Genomic DNA, 18580 nt, shown 5'->3' with positions numbered 1-18580 from the left:
ACGCTAGAGAGCATCCGTCATCAAGCTATTTTCAATATGCCTCACCTTCATCTCCTTCAATACTGCCTGCGAGTGCTTTCGCAATTTTCTTGGCCTTAATGATTGCCGCATCGCTGTAGACGAAGGAAATCATCCCCCTGCGATAATCAAAGAGATACTGTTGCTGTGTTAGTGGAGACGTCCAAATTGCTGAGTTTTTCCCGCTGGAAACAATGGTTTCACCGGTGACGGGATTTCTGCGAGCAAACTCGTTTTCTAGCTTCATCGATGGATCACTTACGCAAAGTGATTGCCATTCTTCAAGAGCTATTTCCATTGGTCTGACAATATGAAGTTCGTAGGCCATAGGTGTGCCGGCTCCTGACTTTTGGCTGTATGTGAAGAGTTTGTGAGACACCTAAATGTCAGTGACGGCTGAGGCTAGCGACTGACGGCAGAGGTGTCCAGTGACTCCTTCCGGCCGATTGTGCCCGTTGCAGATGTCTGCAATAGGGCTGCTGAATTACCTTTTAGAAAGCCGCAGCATCGGTGATAGCTGCCTCATATGCATGCTTCTCAAATGTGAAGGGGCCAACACCGTCTATGATTTGAGGCTCTTCATAGCCGTTCTCGTAAGCAAAGGAATCCCAAGTGAAACAGTCATCGTTTTGGCGAACATATACTGAGTAGGCGCCACACCCGATGTCGCCGCACTCGGGGCAGATGTAAAGGAGTATACGACCACTTTCTGTTTCAGCGTGTTCGCGTAAAAGTAGGCGAGAGTTAGATAGGCTGTTTGGCTCCGGGAAGCCCTTGACGAAACAGCCCATGAAATCTGAATGACCACCATCAGCTAAGACGAGAGCATTGAGCAACGAACGTTCGTCAATCAGAAAATCGATGGAGAATCGTTCGGCCACGGTGCAGCCATTTGAGGAGCTTCCCGGACGAAACAACTGTTGAAATGTGAGGGAACTAGTGTCCATCCTGCGAACCATTTAATGCACTGAATGTGCGTGGGATTACATACAACATTGAAGGGAGGGGCAAGGCAAATTTCATCGGTTGATTGACCGCTTTTGGCCGTTTGCAGCCGGTCGCGAAGGGCAGAAATTCATCGCGTTCACTAAGATCTGAGGTGTTGGTAGTCAAACGGAGGCGCGCAATGAATCGGTCATCGCTATTTTTCGGATCGTTCAGCATCGCCTTTAGCGCGACAGCCGCTGTCCCACCGCCCATGGGCCCATTCGATGTGGTCGAATGGCCGGCCACTCTGAAGGAGGCTCCTTCGCAAGGCGCTACGCTTGGGGCGTTGGTCATTCAATTCGAGAAAACAACGCTAGCGCAGGTGATGAGCGAAGCTTCCGTTGGCACCCTCGCACATCAAGGCGATGCAGGTGCAAGTGTGTATTGGTTGTGCTTCAGCCAGCCAAGTGTCGGCGTGCGGATATGGATCATCTCGAATGCCGAGATGGGCGGGGACAGCCACTATGTGACCAGTGTTGTCGCCGAGAAACTCAAGACTGCACGGCCGAGCAGTGACTGTCCTGCGTTACCGGCACAGTTGCATCCTGTGTCATTTGCCAATCACCTATGGCCAGGTTCTACAGACATAGATATTCAAAGAGTGCTCGGGATACCTTCACATCAGAATGGCGCATGGCGGACTTTCGACTTCCAGGGCAGAAAGCAAGGCAAGTGCGAAGGCGGATACGACGTGTATAACTGGCTGTGGACCCGGTCGGACAACGGGCGCATCAATAGGATTGATGCGGGTCAAACAACCAGCTGCTAGCCGCACTGTTGATATCGCTTCTGGCAAATAGCTGCTTCTGATCAGAGGCAGCTTCACGTACTGAGGCAGTCAGACAACGGATATGGCCACCTTGAACGGCTGCCTATGGGCTAGAGGCAGGATGAACAAGCCAGACATATTGCGCCAGCAGTGCCGCAATCAAACCGATTCCTCCTTGAATGCGTACCCATCGAACAGCCGTTTTACTACCAAGGGATTCGCTTGTAATACTGAATATGGTTTTCATGTACCACATCCAGATACGACTTCGTTGTACATAAGCGAGCACGCGTTCCGGTGCAAACGCCATTGCAGTCGATATGAATACACACCACAAAATAGTCAATAACAGGAACAGCCTGAGCATTTATGCCTCCCATTGCGCTTCCCCAATGCTTTGTTGGCTAGTGACCACCATATACCTCGCCCCGCTGCTGAAGGGCGACGAAAGCCGCTGCTGTTATCTGCTGATCTGTCCAGTTTCTGGTTAACCATATAGTCAGAGCCGCGCCGGACAGGTGCCACCACAGCATTCGCTGTGTTGAGTCCTGTTTGATCAAGTGTTCAGAGGCTACCCACCAGGCGACCTGCATTTTCCTATCGTTGTTACCTTTCAAAATGAAAAGGTCGTACAGATATGAGTACGGGCTCAACTGCACTATTACCGGCTCGCCTGAGCCTTTGGCCAGGCTCCATACCCACTCACGTTGCGCAGTGGATATAGCTTGAGAGGGGGGCGAAGGATACTGCGAAATTCTGCTCAGACCGACCCAATAGGCAGCCCAAGGCAGGATCAGTGCCAGTCCGAGAGTCCCGATGAGCAAAAAGCCGACACGACGCATCATGAGGCTGAGTCCCTTTGCCAGAAAGTAACCATCGCTGCCTTTTTCCTATTTTGGGGGACTTATGGAATAGTGCTTTGTAAAGGCGAGTCATGTGAGCCTCGTATGAGGCGGCTCTCAACCAAGAATGGATGCGACGGACACACAATGAACACTGCTCAACTATCGATTCGACAGTACATCAAAGCCAAGGACGGCAACCGTCCACATTTGTTAGACCAGGCCTTTGCGCCGGACGCGATCCTGGACATGGTCGTGCACACCGGATCCATCTCGTTTCCACCCCACGTCGAAGGCCTTGGGCCTATCGGTGATGTGCTGGTCAGGCGGTTCGGCCAGACCTTCGAAAACGTCTATACCTTCTGCCTGGGACACCCACCTGAACCGCAGGCCAAAACCTTCCAGTGCAAATGGCTGGTCGGCATGTCCGACAAGCACTCCGGTGAAGCCCGGGTCGGTTGCGGTCTGTATGAATGGCAGTTCAGCCCCGAGTCGGGACTTGTCCAGAGGCTCACTATCACCATCGAGCACATGAAAACCCTGCCAGAGACTGATCTGCACTGCATCATGGAGTGGCTATCGCATCTGGATTACCCATGGTGCCGCCCGGAAATGTTAGTGAGCAATGCTCCAGACATAGACTCGCTTGAAGAGGTGATCCAGTACGTTACGGCCAATATTCCAACTTGCTCCTCGCCGGTGGACGGGTCGTCGCTATCTCAATAGTCGCTCAACCTGCGCCAACTCCCAGGTGCTCAGTAAACTGACCGGGTCAGTGCCGTAACGCCAGGCCTGGAGTGTTCCCTCGCGACCGTCCGGACTCCGGCAGTGTTGGCAGTGGTGCAAGCGGTTGCCGTCGAAGTCGAGGGTCAGACGCCAGCCTTCGATATCGACCTGTACCTGACCGGGTTCACACGGTTCGTGGAGGCGCCGCAACGGGAGGACTTCCAGGGCGGCGTCTCGCAGGCGTTGGCAGACTTCGCGGGCGGTGAGGGCGGGTGTCGGGGTTAGGCTCTGCAAGGTCATTCTCATTCTTGGGAGTAGCTTTTGGAGCATTGTAACGAGACACGCCGGCGTCATATCACCGGATACGGATTTTCGGCGTCACGGACATGCCGACTCGCAGCTTCGCCGCCGCGGGCTGATCGGGATCGATGCGAATGCGTACAGGCAAGCGCTGGACGATCTTCGTGAAGTTGCCGGTGGCGTTGTGCGGCGCGACGGCGGAGTAGGTGACTCCGCTGGCCGGTCCCAGGCTGTCCACCGTTCCTTGCAGCGTCTCGCCCGGCAAGGCATCCACCTCGATATCCACGGCTTGACCCTTTTGTACACGCGCCAGTTGCGTCTCCCTGTAGTTGGCCGTGACATAGACGGCATCGAGCGGAACAATCGCCAGCAAGGGTTTTCCGGCATTGACGAAAGCACCGATACGCACCGATTTCTGTCCGATCGTGCCGCCGATCGGCGCAGTGATGCGGGTATAGGAAAGTTTCAGCTCTGCGGTGGCTTGTGCGGCTTGCGCGTGGGCAAGAGCCGCCCTGGCTTTCTCCAGATCAGCTTTCAGGATATCCACTTGTTGCCGAGCGGCCTGTAAACCTGCCTGGCTCGTTTCCCCACGGGCCTGTTGAATGCTCAGTTGCGCTTCGGCCTGTTGCCGCGCTTGCACCGTTCCCGAGCCGTCGGTGGCCAGGTTGCGATAACGGGTCTGATTGACGCTGGCCAGCTTGAGCGCAGCATCGTCTGCGGCAACGGCCGCTTGGGCCTGGCGGATGGCGGTTTCCTGCTGAATCAGGTGCGCTTGCAAGCTGGCGATGCCGGCCCGGGCACTGGCGACCTCGGCCTTCGCTGCGTTCAGGGCCGCAACGAAATCACGGTCGTCAATGATCGCAAGCAGATCGCCTTTCTTGACCAGCTGGTTGTCTTCGACCATCACTGAGTCGACCGTTCCCGACACCTGCGGTGCGACCGTGGTGAAGTCGGCGTGGACATAGGCATCGTCCGTGGACTGGGTCGATGCGCTGGATTCGGGGCGATTGAGATAGAGAACACCGCCGATCGCCACTGCAAGCAGTAGCACCGCGCTGATGATCCTGGCTTTCTTTGGCAAGGCCATGATGGGTTATCCGTGTGAGGAAGATGAAGGAGAGGAAGAGGGCGAGGCCGCGCGCACGTCGGGTGCGGGGATGTAGGTCAGCCGCAGCACCAGAGGAATCAACACAAGCGCCAGAATGCCCAGCACGCGATAGGCGTCGGCGATCGACAGCACCTGCGACTGCTGGCCGATGAGGTCCATCAGTTGCGAAGGCTCAAGCGCCAGGGCGTTATCTGCCAGGGCCGCATGGTCCAGCAGCATTTCCCCATGGAAACGACCGCGCACGGTCATCAGCTGTCCGACTACTGCCGCACCGGCCAGTGAACCGAAGGCGCGCAGGGTGTTGATGGTGCCGGACACATAAGGTCCTTCGGGGGGCTGCACAACGCTGGTGACCAGAAACAGCATCGATACCACCGCCATTGGCTGGCCGAACGCTTGCAAAGTTTGCACCACGACGAACTGCTCGCGGTTCCAGTCGGAGGTCAATTGCGCGCCGTAGAAGCATGCCAGTGCGATCAACAACAACCCCAACGTGAACACGATGCGCGCATCGACCCGCTTCTGATACAGCAGCAGCGCCACGACAGGCCCCAGGACCAGTTGCGGTAAGGCGACGATCAAACCGATCGATGCCATTTGCAGGGGGCGGTAGTTCTGCAACGGGCCCAGATAGCTGGCCGGCAAGAGTGAGCTGGACATCAGCACCACCAACAGGCAGACGAACAGAATGCAGCCCAGTCCCAGGTTGCGGCGGCCGAGGATCTGCAATTTGATGAACGGCGAGGGGTGATACCACTCAGTCAGCAGGTAGACGGCCAGCAGGGCCAGCCCGGCCACCAGCGATAAGGTGATCAAGGGCGAATGAAACCAGTCCAGCCGCACGCCTTGATCCAGTGCAACGGTGATCAAGCCGAGCGCGGGCACACCGCAAGCCATGCCGGACCAATTGGCCTGCCCAAAGCGCGGGATCTGAATGGGCTCCCGAGGCAGTCCCCACCCGATCAACAATCCGGCGATGAGGGTCAGGGGAATGATCTGCCAGTACACCCAGCGCCAATCGAACAGCCCATCCGTCCAGTACCCGGCCAGCCAGATCGAGAGATTGGGCGCGAAGGTCGCGGTCATCGCATACAACGCCAGCCCATACAGCCGGATGGGCGCTGGCAGGAATTTCAGCGCCGCCATCATCAGCAGCGGAATCGTCGTGCCGCAGGCAATGCCTTGCACAAAGCGCAAGGTCAGCAGCAGGTTCAGATCGTGGATGAAGGGCAGGATCACCGCCAGCAGTGCACAACTGCCGAGCATCCACAGTTCGAAGCGCCGCAGCGAAAGGGTAATGGCAAACCACGCCGCAAAGGGCATGGCAATCAATTCCCCGGCGCTGTACGCCGTGGTCAGCCAGGAGGCGTCGTCGAGGCCAAAACCGAGTGCACCGCGTACATCGGCCAACGCCAATGCGCCGACGCGGGTGTTCAAACCCGCCATCATGGCTGCGATGAAAATCCCGACGAGACCTGCCATTGGGCGTATCGAGGGTTTGGCCCCGGGCGTTGCGGTAGCAGGGACGTGCGCTGGCGACAATGCGACTCCGTTCATTGGTCGGCCTTCGAAGGTGAAACGACCGGAGACGCGAGGGCAACCGATGGAGGTGCCGTTGAATGATCGATGCCAGCCTGCGGGTCCCAACCGCCACCCAGCGACTTGTAGAGGTTGACCACGGTGAGCGTGGCGTTGGTCGCGCTGTCATTGAGACTGGTTTGGCTGGCAAGCACATTGAGCTGCGCCGTCAGTACGCTCAGATAGTCCGTAGCGCCTTGCTGATAGCCGCGTTCGGCAGACTGCAGTGCTTGCTTGTTCTGTTCGTACGAATCCAGCAATTCAGCGTGCCGGCGTTGTTGTGCCGCCCAGGCATCCAGGGCGTTGTCCACTTCATGCCAGGCTCGCAATACCGTTTGCCGATAAGCCAGCGCGGCGGTTTTTTGCCGTGATTGGTTCAGGGCCAGGCGTTGCGTCAACCGTCCGCCCTGGAAGATCGGGAGGTAAACCGTCGGGCCGACGGAAAAGAAGCGCGAGTCCCAACTCGCGAGATCGCTGCTTTCAAAAGCTTCCACGCCGACTTTTCCTTTCAAACCGATACGCGGGTAGAAATCAGCCTTGGCCACACCGATGGCGGCTGTCGCGGCATGCAGCTGGGCTTCGGCGCGCAGGATGTCGGGTCGCCGGTGAGCCAATTCCGAAGGGACGCCGACCGGTACGCGGGTCGGCAGCGAAGGCAAGGGCATGGCTTGACGCAGTTGCGCATCGAGTGTGCGTGGCTGTTCTCCCATCAACAACGCGAGGGCATTCATCAGTGCGTTGCGGCGCTGGGTCAGTTCGGGAACCAAGGCTTTGATCGTCGCCAATTGCGCGCGAGCGGACGAGGTTTCGAAGCGCGTCGCGACGCCGTTACGCTCGCGGCTTTCGGCCAGGCCGAGGGTGCGTTCGGCAATCCTCAGATTTTGCTGTGCAATGTCCAGTTGTGCCTGCGTTCCGCGCAACTGCAAATAGGTGCGCGCCACTTCGGCGGACAAAGCCACCCGTGCCGCTTCGCGGTCATACACCGTGGCTTCCAGGGTCGCTGCAGCACCTTCGCGCGTGCGTTGGGCACGGCCCCACAGATCGAGCTCCCAACTGGCATCGAATCCAAGCTGCCAGAAATTATCGGGGGCAGTAGGCGCTCCCAGGGCGGCGAACTTGCCATGTTCGCTGAGCCCCTCACGCGTGTAGCTGGCATTGGCCGCCACGCTGGGCAGCAACTGCGAGGAGGCGATGCCCAGTTGCGCTCGGCTTTGCTCAATGCGTTCGGAGGCTATGAGCAGATCAAGGTTGTCAGCCTGCGCACGTGATTGCAGCTCGGCGAGCGCGGCGTCGTTGAACAACAACCACCACTGGGAGGGCACTGCGGCGTCGGAAGTCAGGGCGGCGCTTGGGTAGTCCTGTCTGGGCGCTAGCACCGTTTGGTGAAGACCGTTTTCAGGCTTCACGAAGTCGGGGCCGACCATGCAGCCGGCCAGCGAAACTGCGCCTAGGGTTGCGATTGCGCACTGCCGTAATTGTGAAAGCAGCCGTTGAGAAGTCATTGCAGCGTCCTGTCGAGGAAGGGAGCGCCCCAGGCCGATATCGTTGAACGGATGATGTCGGCCGAGCAGGGCGTCACCGAGCACGCAGCTGGCCGCGTGTGCGGGCGGTGCTGTCAGTGCACCGGAGTAAAAATGGGCTTGCTCTTGTCCTTCAACAGGACGACCAGAAACTTGGCGGGTTTGGTGAGGCTGGCGTTGCGCCCGACCGTGTGGACGTCGTCCGGGCCTTCGTAGAAGGTCTGGCCCGGTGTCAGCGTGACGGATTCGCCGCCGCGCACGCCCATCACAATCGAACCCTCCAGCACATAGATGAATCCGTGTGCATTGTGCCGATGCACGGGATCGCCTCCACCCGGTGGAAACTCCACCGTAATCATCACCGCTTCCTTACCGGGATAGTCCGCCAGTGCTTTGGTCATCAGCGGTGTTACCTGCGCCGGTGGCAATGCCTCCTGCGCGCCGGCGGTGCCGGTGGTCAACAGGAGTCCTATGGCGAAGGTTCTGAAAATGGACATGGCGTGTTCCTCGTTGTCGATTAGTAGATGGCGCAGCACCCTGGCGGGGCTGCGCCTGTGTGCCGATGCCTGATCAGGACAGGCCGGACTTGTCTACGCCGAATGCCTTGTCGTACGAGCCGGGCACGACCTGGAAGCCCACGTTGATGCGATTCCAGGCATTGATCGACATGATCAGGAAGGTCAGGTCCGATATCTCTTTCTCGGACAGTTGTATACGAACACGCTCATAGAGCTCATCAGGCACGCCATGGGCGGGAATCTGGGTAAGGATTTCGGTCCATGCCAAGGCCGCGCGTTCGCGTGGGCTGAACAGCGTTGACTCACGCCAGATGGCGACATGGTGGATCCTGAGGGGCCGCTCGCCATGGATCGTGGCTTCCTTCACGTGCATGTCCACGCAGAAGGCGCAGCCGTTGAGTTGCGATGCCCTGATATCCACGAGATCGCGCAGCGACTCCTCGATGGCGCATTGCTTGAAGGCAAGGCTGAACTCGACGAACTTCTTGAACAGCTCGGGGGATTGCTTCTGGTAATCGATGCGCTGGGTCATGGTGAATCCTCTGTGTGAGAAATACGTAGGTGGAGATTCGATAGCGTCCTGCCTGGCTGACTGGCGCGGTCTTTAAGCCGATGTGCGGCTGAGCCAGTTCAGGAAGCGTGTCGGACCGATGTGCGCGTCGTCGCCCGCGACCAGGGATCGATCATTCAACTCATCGCCGAAGTAGCGCGCATGCACGTCGGCGATGACCTGCCGCTTGTCGTGGTGCGCGGCAAGAAACTTGCGCGCCAGTTCATCGAGAGGGAAACGATCCGGTCCGCCCACTTCGACGATGCCATTGACCGGTGCCCCGACCGCAAGATCGGCCAGCACCGCCGAGACGTCATCCGATGCGATGGGCTGGATAAGGGCAGGCGAGAGGCGAATCGTGTCGCCGTCGGCACCCGAATTGACAATGCCTTCGATGAACTCGAAGAACTGCGTCGAACGCAGGATGGTGTAGGGGATCTTCGACGCCTTGATCAGCTCTTCCTGGGCGACTTTTGCCCGGAAGTAACCACTTTGCGGAAGACGATCGGGGCCTACGACAGAGAGCGCGACATGGTGCTCCACCCCAGCGGCCGCTTCGGCTGCAAGCAGGTTTCGACCGGACGTTTGAAAGAACTCCATGACGGCCCGGTCTTCAAATGAGGGGGAGTTCGCCACATCGACGACGACCTGGGCACCGGCAAGCGCTTCGGCCAGCCCCTCGCCGGTGAGGGTGTTCACGCCCGTACGTGGCGAGGCCGCCACCGTCTCGTGTCCATAGAGACGTAGCCTGCTGACAATGTTCGACCCGATCAGTCCGCTACCGCCAATAACGACAATTTTCATGTCCCGCTCCTCGGTTGGGTGTCGATCAAATTCGTTGCAGTGATCGATGTAGGGAGCATGCTCGCCAGCCGGGCGCGATACTTTGTCGAAGCCTTGGGTTTCCATTGAATTTGGCTTGGCTATTTGTCCAGGAACCCGTGTTATAAATCACGTCCCCTGGCCGCCAATCGTCGGCCGGTAACCACGGGCATGTGCCCGGCGCGTGAGTACGGGACAGGAGCCCTGAATGCTATTGGTGTTTGATGACTGCGTGCTCGACCTGGACCGGCGAGAACTCCTTCGGGCCTCCCAGGTCGTTGCCACTGCGCCCCAGGTTTTCGACCTGCTGGTTTACCTGGCGCAGAACCGCGAGCACGTCGTCAGCAGGGACGATCTGATCAATGCGATATGGGTCGGACGTATAGTCTCCGAGTCGACCCTGGCCAGTCATATCAATGCGGTGCGCAAGGCGGTCGGTGACAACGGTCAGCAGCAGCGTGTGATTCGAACGGTGGCCCGCAAGGGGTTCCGCTTCGTCGCCGACGTCAAGTCGCTGGATTGCGTTGGCCTTCCAGGCACCGAATCCGCCCCCTCGGTTCAAGCCTCTGCATCCGAGCCGGCGCTGCCGGCCAAACCGTCCATCGCGGTCTTGCCGTTCGTGAACTTGAGCGGGGATGAAGAGCAGGATTACCTGGCCGACGGCGTGGTAGGGGACATCATCGCGGCGCTGTCGCAGTATCGCTGGCTGTTTGTCGTCGCGCGCAACTCGAGCTTTACCTACAAGACCCGTACGGTGGACGTGAAACAAGTCGGTCGCGAATTGGGCGTTCGCTATGTGCTGGAGGGCAGTTGGCGCAAAGCCAACAATCGCGTGCGCATCACGGCCCAGCTGATCGATGCGACAACCGGGGCTCACCATTGGGCGGGTCGTTTCGAAGGTGTGCTGGGGGACATTTTCGAACTGCAGGACCAGATCACCGAAAGCGTGGTTGGCGCGATCGCGCCACAGCTTGAGCGGGCGGAGATCGAACGTGCGAGGCACACGCCCACCGAAAGTCTCGACGCCTACGATTACTATCTGCGCGCAATGGCCAAGCTTCATCATGGCACCCGGGAGGCCATCGACCAGGCGCTGCCGCTCTTCCATAGGGCCATAGAGTGCGACCCGGATTTTGCATCGGCCTATGCGATGGCGGCCTGGTGTCATAGTTGGCGCAAAGCCAATCGCTGGATGACTGATCACCCACGGGAGGTCGCGGAGGGTATCCGACTCGCTCGCCGGGCAGTGGAGTTGGACAAGGGCGATGCGGTCGCTCTCACCAGAAGCGGCCATACGCTTGGCTATCTTGCCGGCGACCTGCGGGGTGGCATTGCATTGCTGGACAAGGCACTCGTGCTCAATCCGAACCTCGCCGCCGCATGGTTCCTCGGCGCGTTCCTCAGACTCTGGCACGGCGAAACCGATGCAGCCATCGAGTACTTTACGCACGCCATGCGGTTCAGTCCCCTCGACCCGGAGCTGTACAGAATGCAAGCCGGAATGGCAGTCGCGAATCTCTTCGTGGGGCGCTTTGATACGGCGTCGTCATGGGCGGAGAAAGCACTTCGGGATTTGCCCGATTTTCTGTTGGCTGTCGCCATCCTTGCAGCGAGCCATGCGCTTGCCGGACGGATGGCCGAAGCGCAGCGTGCGATGGACCATTTGCGCAAGCTCGATCCTACGTTGTGCCTCAGCAATATCTCTGATTGGCTACCGATCCACAGGCCGGAGAATCTCGCCACGCTGGTGGACGGTCTACGCAAAGCGGGACTGCCGGAATAAGGGGCACCGCCTGTTCACTGCGCGGGGAGAGGCGTCTGGAGCAGCCAGAATCGACATATCCAAACGCCCAGCCCCAAGCAGCGTTGGCTAACGCCCCAGCGCCGCTTCGATCGCTGCGATGTCGATCTTGCTCATCCCCATCATGGCGTCGAACGCGCGCTTGGCCGCCGCTCGATCAGGAACAACTCTTTACGGGTCTGCTTGCGTTTTCCGGCGTACTCGGCATCGGCGAAAGTCATTTGCTTCATCGGAAAACTTGGCGGGTGGAGTCGGGGTATTTTCATTACGCACTCAACAACGGTGCCTGATCATAATTCTTGGCATAGGCATTCTCCACCCCCGGCAAAATCTCGACGATGGTGAAATACCGATCCCAGAACGGCGTCTCCCGCAGATCCTCCACCAGCAGTTCATACGCATGATGACTGTCGGTTTCCCACAACCACAGATCGGTGACCCGCGCCGAATAGAACTCGATGTCGAAAAACCGCATCGAGACCTGCGCCGCATGCTTTTGCAAAATCGGCTCCATCTGCGTGCGCATCAGCTCAAAGCGATGCTCGACTGAAAACCCCAGCCATTCCTGGGTGGTCTTGACCAACATGAAAACACTCAGTGATGTCGTAGCCATGATAATGATTCCTGGTAGTTGAAGAGTGGGGAAAGCCAATCCAGAATACGAGTCATAACTCATATTTAAAACTCGCATCCCGATCATGACCAAACACCGCGAAATACCGCCCTTAAACCCCCGCAAACTCCCGAGCCAGCGCCGTTCGGCCAACACCGTCGAGACCATTCTCGAAGCCGCTGCTCGCATTCTCGAAACCGACGGCCTCGCCGCCTGCTCCACCAACGCCGTGGCGCAGCGCGCCGGCGTAAGCATCGGCTCGCTGTACCAGTACTTCCCCAACCGCGACGCCCTGACCGTCGCCTTGATCGAACGCGAAACCACTCAGTTGCTCGATGACGTCCAGCACGTCCATCAACACGACGACGCCCTCGCACGCATCCGCGCACTGGTCCAGGCCTCCGTCGCCCACCAGCTACGGCGCCCGGAACTGGCCAGAATCATCGACTTCGAAGAGCGTCGCTTACCGCTGCAAGAGCGCCATGAGCGCGTGGCCAACGTCATTCTTACCGAACTGATAGCGGCGCTGACCCTTCCGTCAGCCCCGTGGGTCTGCGCCGATGTACTGCAGACCGCGCAAGACCTGCTGGCGATGGCCCACGGCATGATCGATGCGGCGGGGGAGCGGGGGGAGACGGATGCGGTGAGTTTGGAAGGACGGGTGATGCGAGCGTTGCTGGGGTTTTTGTGCGGGTAGTGGGCTGTCTGGGCCAGCTCTTGGCGGCCAGGAGACAAGACCGGATGGTGTAAGGGTGGTGATCGATTGTGCTCGGCGAACCTCTGACTGGAACGGTGGGCGAGAGGTAGCGCTATCGGAACTCTCTGGAAGCTCGGCGGGGGAAGTCCGGAAATTTTGCCAAAATCAGGAAGTCTTTTTCAGAATTTCCCTAGGGCCTGGCCACAAGGTTTTAGAACATGCGTAAGCGATGGGCTTGAAACGGTAAGCAGGCTGCAGCTTCCGTTTCCCAGAAGCTGACAGTTCAGTTGGAAGCGTTGTTCCGCTGCTGAAGCTCAAGTTGCTTGGCAGCACTGGCTTCGAGGTTTGCACGCTCTTCATCCAGATATCGATAAATGCTTTGGAAGCTGGCGATTTTCTGTTTGATTTCTGCCATCTTTTTTTCAATTAGCTTAGCGCCGTCAGCACAATCGATCAGCTTGTTCCGCTGCGCATCCAGAATCTCGCCTATTTCCCCCAGGGAAAACCCCATGCTTTGCGCGCGCTGGATAAAGTCCAGATCCTGCAGAGTTTGCGCTGTGTAAACGCGATAGTTGTTAGTTTGCCGCAGCGATGAGATCAGGCCGATTTGCTCGTAGTAACGCAGCGTATGGCGGCTGGCGCCGCTGCGGGTTTCGAGTTCACCGATTTTCATGAAAACACCTCTTGACTGTAGAGTTGGGTCGATAGTTTACGCTTGATTTCTCACCTTAAACAAGGAACAGGGAAATGAGCGTGGAGTGCTTTGTCACGGGGGGTACCGGCTTCATCGGTCAACATTTGGTGGCGTACCTGAGTGCAAAAGGTCACACCATTCGGGTGTTGATGCGTCGCCCGGAGCGACTAGCTGCACTGCGGGAGCAAGTCGATAATTTGGGAGGGTGCGCAACCCGGGTATTTGCCGTAGCTGGCGATCTGGAACGGGACAACCTCGGGCTGAGTCTTGCTGACCGAGAAGTGCTAAGGCGTGCCAGAGTCATATTCCACCTGGGCGCCCACTTCGCATGGGGGCTTTCAGTGGAGCATTCTCGTGCGGTGAATGTGGAAGGGGCAAAGCGCGTGGCGCTGTTGGCGGCTGAGCAAAAAAGCCGGTTAGTGATGATCGGCGGCTACATGCTGAAAAATCATGAACATCTGCAGCGCATCGGAATTGATCCTCGTTATCCGGAGCTGACGAATTGGCCTGCCGTCTACCGACATGTCGGTGGTTACGAGGGGAGCAAGCTGGAGGCGCATTTTGCGACCCTGGAGGTCATGTCCGCCAAGGGCGGGGAGATGACCGTTGTCCACCCCGCGACGGTTTGTGGCCACAGCCGCACGGGGTATATCCTTGAAGGTCAGCCGCTGGTGGAGCTGATACGCAACCTTGTGCAGGGAAAGCTGACTGCAGTGCCCGGTACCGCCGAGCACTGGCTGCCACTGGTCACCGTGGATTACCTGGTTGAGCTGGTGGCGGTTTGTGCTTTTGATCCTGCCATGGTGGGCCAGGAACTGCTGGCGCTGGATGACCAAACTCCCAACTTGCGAGAACTCCTGGTACAGGTGGCACAACCTTTGGGCTTAAAGTCTCCCAAGCATTACATTCCACTCCGTTTGCTGAAGTTGCTACTGAGTATTCCTCCCGTGGCGCGGTTTTTGAATACAAAACCCGAAGCCTTGGACTTTATCCAGACCACTCGTTTTGATACAGCAGCGGTCGAGCAATTTGCCAACAGACATGGAATAGCCAAACCGGATATACGTCAGTCTTTGCAGCACACTGCAACGTTCGTCAACTCATATTGCATAGCCAAGGGCCAGGCCCTCTGACTTCACCCTTGGGGGCGACAAAATCGTTAGCCCCTTATGTCACAATAAATAGTGGGGTTGGCGGAATCTTCGTATCCTCAACCTTTGCGCCGTCGATGTAGGGCGGCATTCTATCGAACGACAATTCAGCGACAGGGATCGTCATCAATGCAATCTACTTTCAGCAAAGGCATCATATTTGCCCTCTCCGCCGCGGCACTGAACGCAACGATCGGTGTACTCAGCAAAGTACTCATGAGTAATGGCTTCACCGCCAGCAGTGTCGCTGTCATCAAGACCGTACTGGGTTGCATGCTTCTCTCGATCTTGCTGCTTTTCCTCAAGCGTCCGGCGTCGACGACCAAATGGACTCAGGCGGCTATCTGCGCATTCCTTGGCATCTTTGTGCTGTTCCACTTCGAAACGTCCGCCTATCGGCACTACGCTGCGGCAGGTGTGGTGGTTGTGCTGATGGCCAGTGCCTCAATTTCCTCGATCATTCTGGGGCGCATTTTCCTCAAGGATGCCATCACCGCGAACGCGACCGTGGGTGCCGCACTGGCTATCGCTGGGATCGCGGTGATCTTCGGCGCCGACCTGCAGCAGGGCTTTACCCTGCAAGGTGCTGCGCTAGCCTCCATGGCCGGCTGCGGCTACGGGGCCTTTTCGGTTGCCATGAAGCGGATGGGTGTGTCGGGGGGGCTGCACTTCACCCGGCAATTGTTGTTCTTTGGCAGCCTGTACCTGTTGATGCCGGCCGCGGCCGATGGTTTCGCGATCGGCGAGCTGTCGCCGCTGGCGATCGCCGCACTGCTGGCGCTGGCCGCGCTGCCGACAATCCTGGGCTTCTTCTGCACCACCAAGGCCATCGAGTATCTCAAGCCATCCCAAGTGCAGGCGCTGGAGCTGACCGAGCCGTTGTTCGCCGCGCTGCTGGCGTTTGTGGTGCTCAATGAAGTACCGCGCGAAAGCCTGTACGCAGGGGCAGTACTGATCATCGTCGGCCTGTGTTTTTCCAATGAGCTGATCCGCTTGGGCAGCAAAGCATCCGTCCCTTCGACCGAGTGAGCTGTTTTCGGATCCTGATTGCTTTAGCAATCAGTGGCTTTTAAGTGTTTTGAGCGACTGACCGCTTCTGGCCTCATCCGCAACGGATCAGCGTCGTCCGGTCCGGGTGCTCACATCTACCCATACGGCCAACACCAGAATGCTGCCCTTGACGATCATCTGCCAATAACTGTCGACGTCGAGCATGGACATACCGTTGTCCAGGCTGGTGATGACCAGCGCGCCGAGGAGGGCGCCGTAGACAGTGCCGGAGCCGCCGCGCATGGAGGTGCCGCCGATGAAGCAGGCGGCGATGGCGTCGAGTTCGCCCATGCTGCCGGCCGAGGGCGAACCGGCAGCCAGGCGCGCGGTGTTGACCACCCCGGCGAGGGCGCACATCACGCCCATGATCCCGAAAATCCAGAGCTTCACGGCCTGTACATTGATACCGGACAGGCGCGTCGCTTCCATGTTGCTGCCCACGGAATAGACGCGTCGGCCGAAGACGGTCTGACTGGTCACGTAGCTGAACCCGCCCAGCAGGATCAGCAGAAGCAGGACCGGCACGGGAATGCCGTCATAGCTGTTGAGGGTCTGGACGAAGCCGGCCAGCACCGCGCCGATCAACAGCACGCGTGCTACGTCACGCACCAGTGAATGTGCCGCCAGGCCGTGAAGGGCGCGATTGCGCCGTTGTTTCCAGGTCAGGAACAACGTCAGTGCGAACAGCAGAACGCCCAGGCCTGTGCCGATCGTGTGTGGCAAATAACCCTGGCCAATGTAGACGAGCTCCGGCGACACCGGGGCAATGGTCGTGCCGCCGGTAATCCCCAGCAAAATGCCGCGGAAAGCCAGCATGCCCCCCAGCCCCACGATGAATGACGGAATGCGCAGGTAGGCGGCCATGTAGCCGTTGGCGAGGCCGATCAGCAGTCCGCACAGGACGACAAGGCTCAGGTTCGCCAGCAGCGGTATGTGGTAGATAACGTCGAGAATGGCCGCGACGCCACCGAGCAGGCCCAGCAATGAGCCGACCGACAAATCGATCTCGCCGCTGATGATGACCAGCACCATGCCGCAGGCGAGAATCCCGGTAATGGACATCTGGCGCAGCAGATTGGAGAGGTTGCGCGGTGTCAGGAATCCGCCCTCGGTCTGCCAGCTGAAGAACAGCCAGATAAACGCCACGGCAAACACCAGCGCGAGCATCTTGTAGCGGGTGAAGAGTTGTTTGACCTGATTCATTTACGCGGATTTCCGATCTTTATTGTTATGGCTGTCAGGCTGGCTGAGTGCGGCGGCGAGCACCTGTTCCTGAGTGAGTTCATGGTTGATGAAGTCGCCCTGCAACCGGCCTTCGCCGATCACCAGTACGCGGTCGGAAACGCCGAGCACTTCGGCCAGCTCCGAAGACACCATGATGATCGACACGCCTTCGGCCGCCAGCGCCCCCATCAGCTTGTAGATCTCGTACTTGGCGCCGACATCGACACCTCGGGTGGGCTCATCGAGAATCAGGACCCGGGGTTTGGTCAGCAGCATCTTCGCCAATACGGCTTTTTGTTGATTGCCGCCGGATAGACTGGTGATCGGCAGGAACGGGCTCGCGGTCTTGAGGTGCAGGCGCGAAATTTCCCGATCGATGCTGGCCAGTTCGGCTTCGGTATCGATGCGGGTCAGTTTCGAGTAACTGTCCAGCACGGCCAGGGTGATGTTCTGGCCGACTCCCAGGTCTGGAATGATGCCCTGGCGCTTGCGGTCCTCGGGCACCAGGCACAGGCCGGCACGGATTGACTTGAGCGGCGTGCGGGTGTCGATGAGTTGGCCATCCAGCCAGACTTCGCCTTCGTGACGACCGGGGTAGGCGCCGAACAGCGCGGTCACCAGTTCGGTGCGGCCTGCACCGACCAGCCCGGCGATGCCGAGGATTTCCCCGCGTTTGAGGGTGAACGAAATATCGTCGACCCGTTTGCGTCTGGGGTTGTCGACGTCGTAGCAGGTGATGTGGCGGGCTTCGAAAATCACCTCGCCAATGTCGTGTGGTTCGGTGGGGTAGAGGTTGCTCATTTCCCGTCCGACCATCTGGGTGATGATCTGTGGAATATCCATGTCCGCCATGGCGGTCGTGGCGATGTGTTTGCCGTCCCGGATTACCGAAATGGTGTCGCACACGGCGGCCACTTCATCGAGCTTGTGGGAGATGTAGACACAGGCAACACCCTTGGCCTTGAGGTCGCGGATGATGTCCAGCAACACCTCGATTTCCGAACGGGTCAGGGCCGATGAAGGCTCGTCGAGGATCAGCAGGCGTGCCTGCTTGTTCAGTGCCTTGGCGATTTCCACCAGTTGCTGATAGCCGCCGCCGTATTGCGAAACCGGCAGCGATACGTTCATGTCCGGCACTTTCAGTTCACGCATCAGGGCTTCGGCGCGGTGGATCATCGCCGGGTAATTCATCCGCCCACCAGGCAGCGTCAGTTCATGGCCCATGAAAATGTTCTCGGCCACCGACAGGTCGGGAACCAGCGTCAGTTCCTGGTGAATGATGACGATACCGGCGGCTTCCGTTTCGCTGATCGATTGCGCCTTGAGCGGTTGACCGTCCCAGAGGATCTCACCGTCCCAGGTGCCATGGGGGTACACCGCGGAAAGGATCTTCATCAGCGTGGACTTGCCGGCGCCATTCTCGCCGCACAGCCCGACGCACTCACCCGGCTTGACCTTGATGTCGATGCCATTGAGCGCTTTGACACCGCCGAAGGTTTTGACGATACCGTTCATTTGCAGCAGATAGTCGGACATGGCAGAGACTCATAAGCGGCAGGTACGGGGCTGGTCCCGCAGGAGCGAGCTCCTGCAGGGGGCATTACGGGGTGAT

General features: G+C 58.6%; 21 protein-coding genes and 1 pseudogene. 6 read left to right on the top strand and 16 right to left on the bottom strand.

Going from position 1 to position 18580, the window contains the following annotated elements; translation table 11 throughout:
• Positions 1–31: 31 nt before the first annotated feature.
• Both AC07VO_RS26930 and AC07VO_RS26925 read right to left on the bottom strand, forming a co-directional pair.
• Positions 32–346 carry a hypothetical protein gene (locus AC07VO_RS26930; RefSeq protein ID WP_086945809.1) on the bottom strand — a complete coding sequence of 105 codons (315 nt, stop codon included), beginning with the start codon at positions 344–346 and terminating at the stop codon, positions 32–34.
• A 163-nt stretch (positions 347–509) separates the two neighbouring features.
• Entirely contained in the window at positions 510–965 is a 456-nt protein-coding gene (locus AC07VO_RS26925) for a hypothetical protein (protein WP_086945810.1), read from the bottom strand.
• Positions 966–1144: 179 nt separating this feature from the next.
• Between AC07VO_RS26925 and AC07VO_RS26920 the strand changes: the two genes are divergently transcribed.
• Complete coding sequence (locus AC07VO_RS26920) at positions 1145–1774, top strand: hypothetical protein (protein WP_086944914.1); 630 nt, start codon at positions 1145–1147, stop codon at positions 1772–1774.
• 103 nt (positions 1775–1877) lie between these two features.
• On the opposite strand, the gene AC07VO_RS26915 is transcribed toward AC07VO_RS26920, so the two are convergent.
• Both AC07VO_RS26915 and AC07VO_RS26910 read right to left on the bottom strand, forming a co-directional pair.
• Positions 1878–2141 carry a hypothetical protein gene (locus tag AC07VO_RS26915; RefSeq protein WP_140393623.1) on the bottom strand — a complete coding sequence of 88 codons (264 nt, stop codon included), beginning with the start codon at positions 2139–2141 and terminating at the stop codon, positions 1878–1880.
• 37 nt (positions 2142–2178) lie between these two features.
• A complete protein-coding gene (locus AC07VO_RS26910) occupies positions 2179–2619 on the bottom strand; it encodes a hypothetical protein (protein ID WP_086944913.1) in 441 nt (146 codons plus the stop codon).
• A gap of 144 nt (positions 2620–2763) precedes the next feature.
• On the opposite strand from AC07VO_RS26910, the gene AC07VO_RS26905 reads away from it, so the two are divergent.
• The gene (locus tag AC07VO_RS26905) at positions 2764–3342 is read left to right on the top strand and encodes a hypothetical protein (protein ID WP_086944912.1); all 579 of its coding nucleotides are present in this window, start codon (positions 2764–2766) and stop codon (positions 3340–3342) included.
• Here AC07VO_RS26905 and AC07VO_RS26900 read toward each other — a convergent pair.
• The 7 genes from AC07VO_RS26900 to AC07VO_RS26870 all read right to left on the bottom strand — a co-directional run bounded on the left by AC07VO_RS26900 (position 3331) and on the right by AC07VO_RS26870 (position 9720).
• Complete coding sequence (locus AC07VO_RS26900) at positions 3331–3642, bottom strand: DUF7693 family protein (protein ID WP_086944911.1); 312 nt, start codon at positions 3640–3642, stop codon at positions 3331–3333. The two genes, AC07VO_RS26905 and AC07VO_RS26900, sit on opposite strands and share 12 nt — an antisense overlap.
• 55 nt (positions 3643–3697) lie before the next feature.
• Positions 3698–4729: an HlyD family secretion protein gene (locus AC07VO_RS26895; RefSeq protein WP_018930039.1), complete on the bottom strand. Its 1032-nt coding sequence runs from the start codon at positions 4727–4729 to the stop codon at positions 3698–3700.
• A 6-nt stretch (positions 4730–4735) separates the two neighbouring features.
• Entirely contained in the window at positions 4736–6232 is a 1497-nt protein-coding gene (locus AC07VO_RS26890) for an MFS transporter (protein ID WP_086944910.1), read from the bottom strand.
• Between the two features lie 71 nt (positions 6233–6303).
• Positions 6304–7830, bottom strand: coding sequence for an efflux transporter outer membrane subunit (locus AC07VO_RS26885; protein WP_086944909.1), 1527 nt, complete (start codon positions 7828–7830; stop codon positions 6304–6306).
• A gap of 113 nt (positions 7831–7943) precedes the next feature.
• A complete protein-coding gene (locus AC07VO_RS26880; protein ID WP_019580213.1) occupies positions 7944–8345 on the bottom strand; it encodes a cupin domain-containing protein in 402 nt (133 codons plus the stop codon).
• Between the two features lie 73 nt (positions 8346–8418).
• The gene (locus tag AC07VO_RS26875) at positions 8419–8898 is read right to left on the bottom strand and encodes a carboxymuconolactone decarboxylase family protein (protein WP_019648590.1); all 480 of its coding nucleotides are present in this window, start codon (positions 8896–8898) and stop codon (positions 8419–8421) included.
• A gap of 72 nt (positions 8899–8970) precedes the next feature.
• Positions 8971–9720: an SDR family oxidoreductase gene (locus AC07VO_RS26870; RefSeq protein ID WP_026286720.1), complete on the bottom strand. Its 750-nt coding sequence runs from the start codon at positions 9718–9720 to the stop codon at positions 8971–8973.
• Between the two features lie 226 nt (positions 9721–9946).
• On the opposite strand from AC07VO_RS26870, the gene AC07VO_RS26865 reads away from it, so the two are divergent.
• Positions 9947–11521: a winged helix-turn-helix domain-containing tetratricopeptide repeat protein gene (locus AC07VO_RS26865; RefSeq protein ID WP_086944908.1), complete on the top strand. Its 1575-nt coding sequence runs from the start codon at positions 9947–9949 to the stop codon at positions 11519–11521.
• Between the two features lie 87 nt (positions 11522–11608).
• Here AC07VO_RS26865 and AC07VO_RS26860 read toward each other — a convergent pair.
• Both AC07VO_RS26860 and AC07VO_RS26855 read right to left on the bottom strand, forming a co-directional pair.
• Positions 11609–11701, bottom strand: a pseudogene (locus AC07VO_RS26860) (VOC family protein); the annotation flags it as partial.
• Positions 11702–11804: 103 nt separating this feature from the next.
• Positions 11805–12152 (bottom strand): darcynin family protein, encoded by a 348-nt coding sequence (locus AC07VO_RS26855; RefSeq protein WP_026286721.1) that lies wholly within the window; start codon positions 12150–12152, stop codon positions 11805–11807.
• Positions 12153–12237: 85 nt separating this feature from the next.
• Between AC07VO_RS26855 and AC07VO_RS26850 the strand changes: the two genes are divergently transcribed.
• The gene (locus AC07VO_RS26850) at positions 12238–12849 is read left to right on the top strand and encodes a TetR/AcrR family transcriptional regulator (protein ID WP_086944907.1); all 612 of its coding nucleotides are present in this window, start codon (positions 12238–12240) and stop codon (positions 12847–12849) included.
• A gap of 283 nt (positions 12850–13132) precedes the next feature.
• Here the strand turns inward: AC07VO_RS26850 and AC07VO_RS26845 are convergent, their stop codons facing one another.
• Complete coding sequence (locus AC07VO_RS26845; RefSeq protein ID WP_018930049.1) at positions 13133–13522, bottom strand: MerR family transcriptional regulator; 390 nt, start codon at positions 13520–13522, stop codon at positions 13133–13135.
• Between the two features lie 74 nt (positions 13523–13596).
• On the opposite strand from AC07VO_RS26845, the gene AC07VO_RS26840 reads away from it, so the two are divergent.
• Together AC07VO_RS26840 and AC07VO_RS26835 are read left to right on the top strand one after the other, a co-directional pair.
• On the top strand, positions 13597–14676 hold the full coding sequence (locus tag AC07VO_RS26840) for an SDR family oxidoreductase (RefSeq protein ID WP_086944906.1): 1080 nt from the start codon (positions 13597–13599) through the stop codon (positions 14674–14676).
• A 147-nt stretch (positions 14677–14823) separates the two neighbouring features.
• Positions 14824–15723, top strand: coding sequence for a DMT family transporter (locus AC07VO_RS26835; protein ID WP_018930051.1), 900 nt, complete (start codon positions 14824–14826; stop codon positions 15721–15723).
• Positions 15724–15810: 87 nt separating this feature from the next.
• Here AC07VO_RS26835 and AC07VO_RS26830 read toward each other — a convergent pair whose 3' ends face one another.
• Positions 15811–16947: a sugar ABC transporter permease gene (locus tag AC07VO_RS26830; protein WP_018930052.1), complete on the bottom strand. Its 1137-nt coding sequence runs from the start codon at positions 16945–16947 to the stop codon at positions 15811–15813.
• Positions 16948–18504, bottom strand: coding sequence for a D-xylose ABC transporter ATP-binding protein (gene xylG, locus AC07VO_RS26825; protein ID WP_086944905.1), 1557 nt, complete (start codon positions 18502–18504; stop codon positions 16948–16950).
• Between the last annotated feature and the right edge of the window lie 76 nt (positions 18505–18580).

It is taken from the genome of Pseudomonas sp. GW821-FHT03E01, assembly GCF_059420765.1.
The sequence above is the reverse complement of the archived record's forward strand: the minus strand, read 5'-3'. Positions and strand labels throughout refer to the sequence as shown.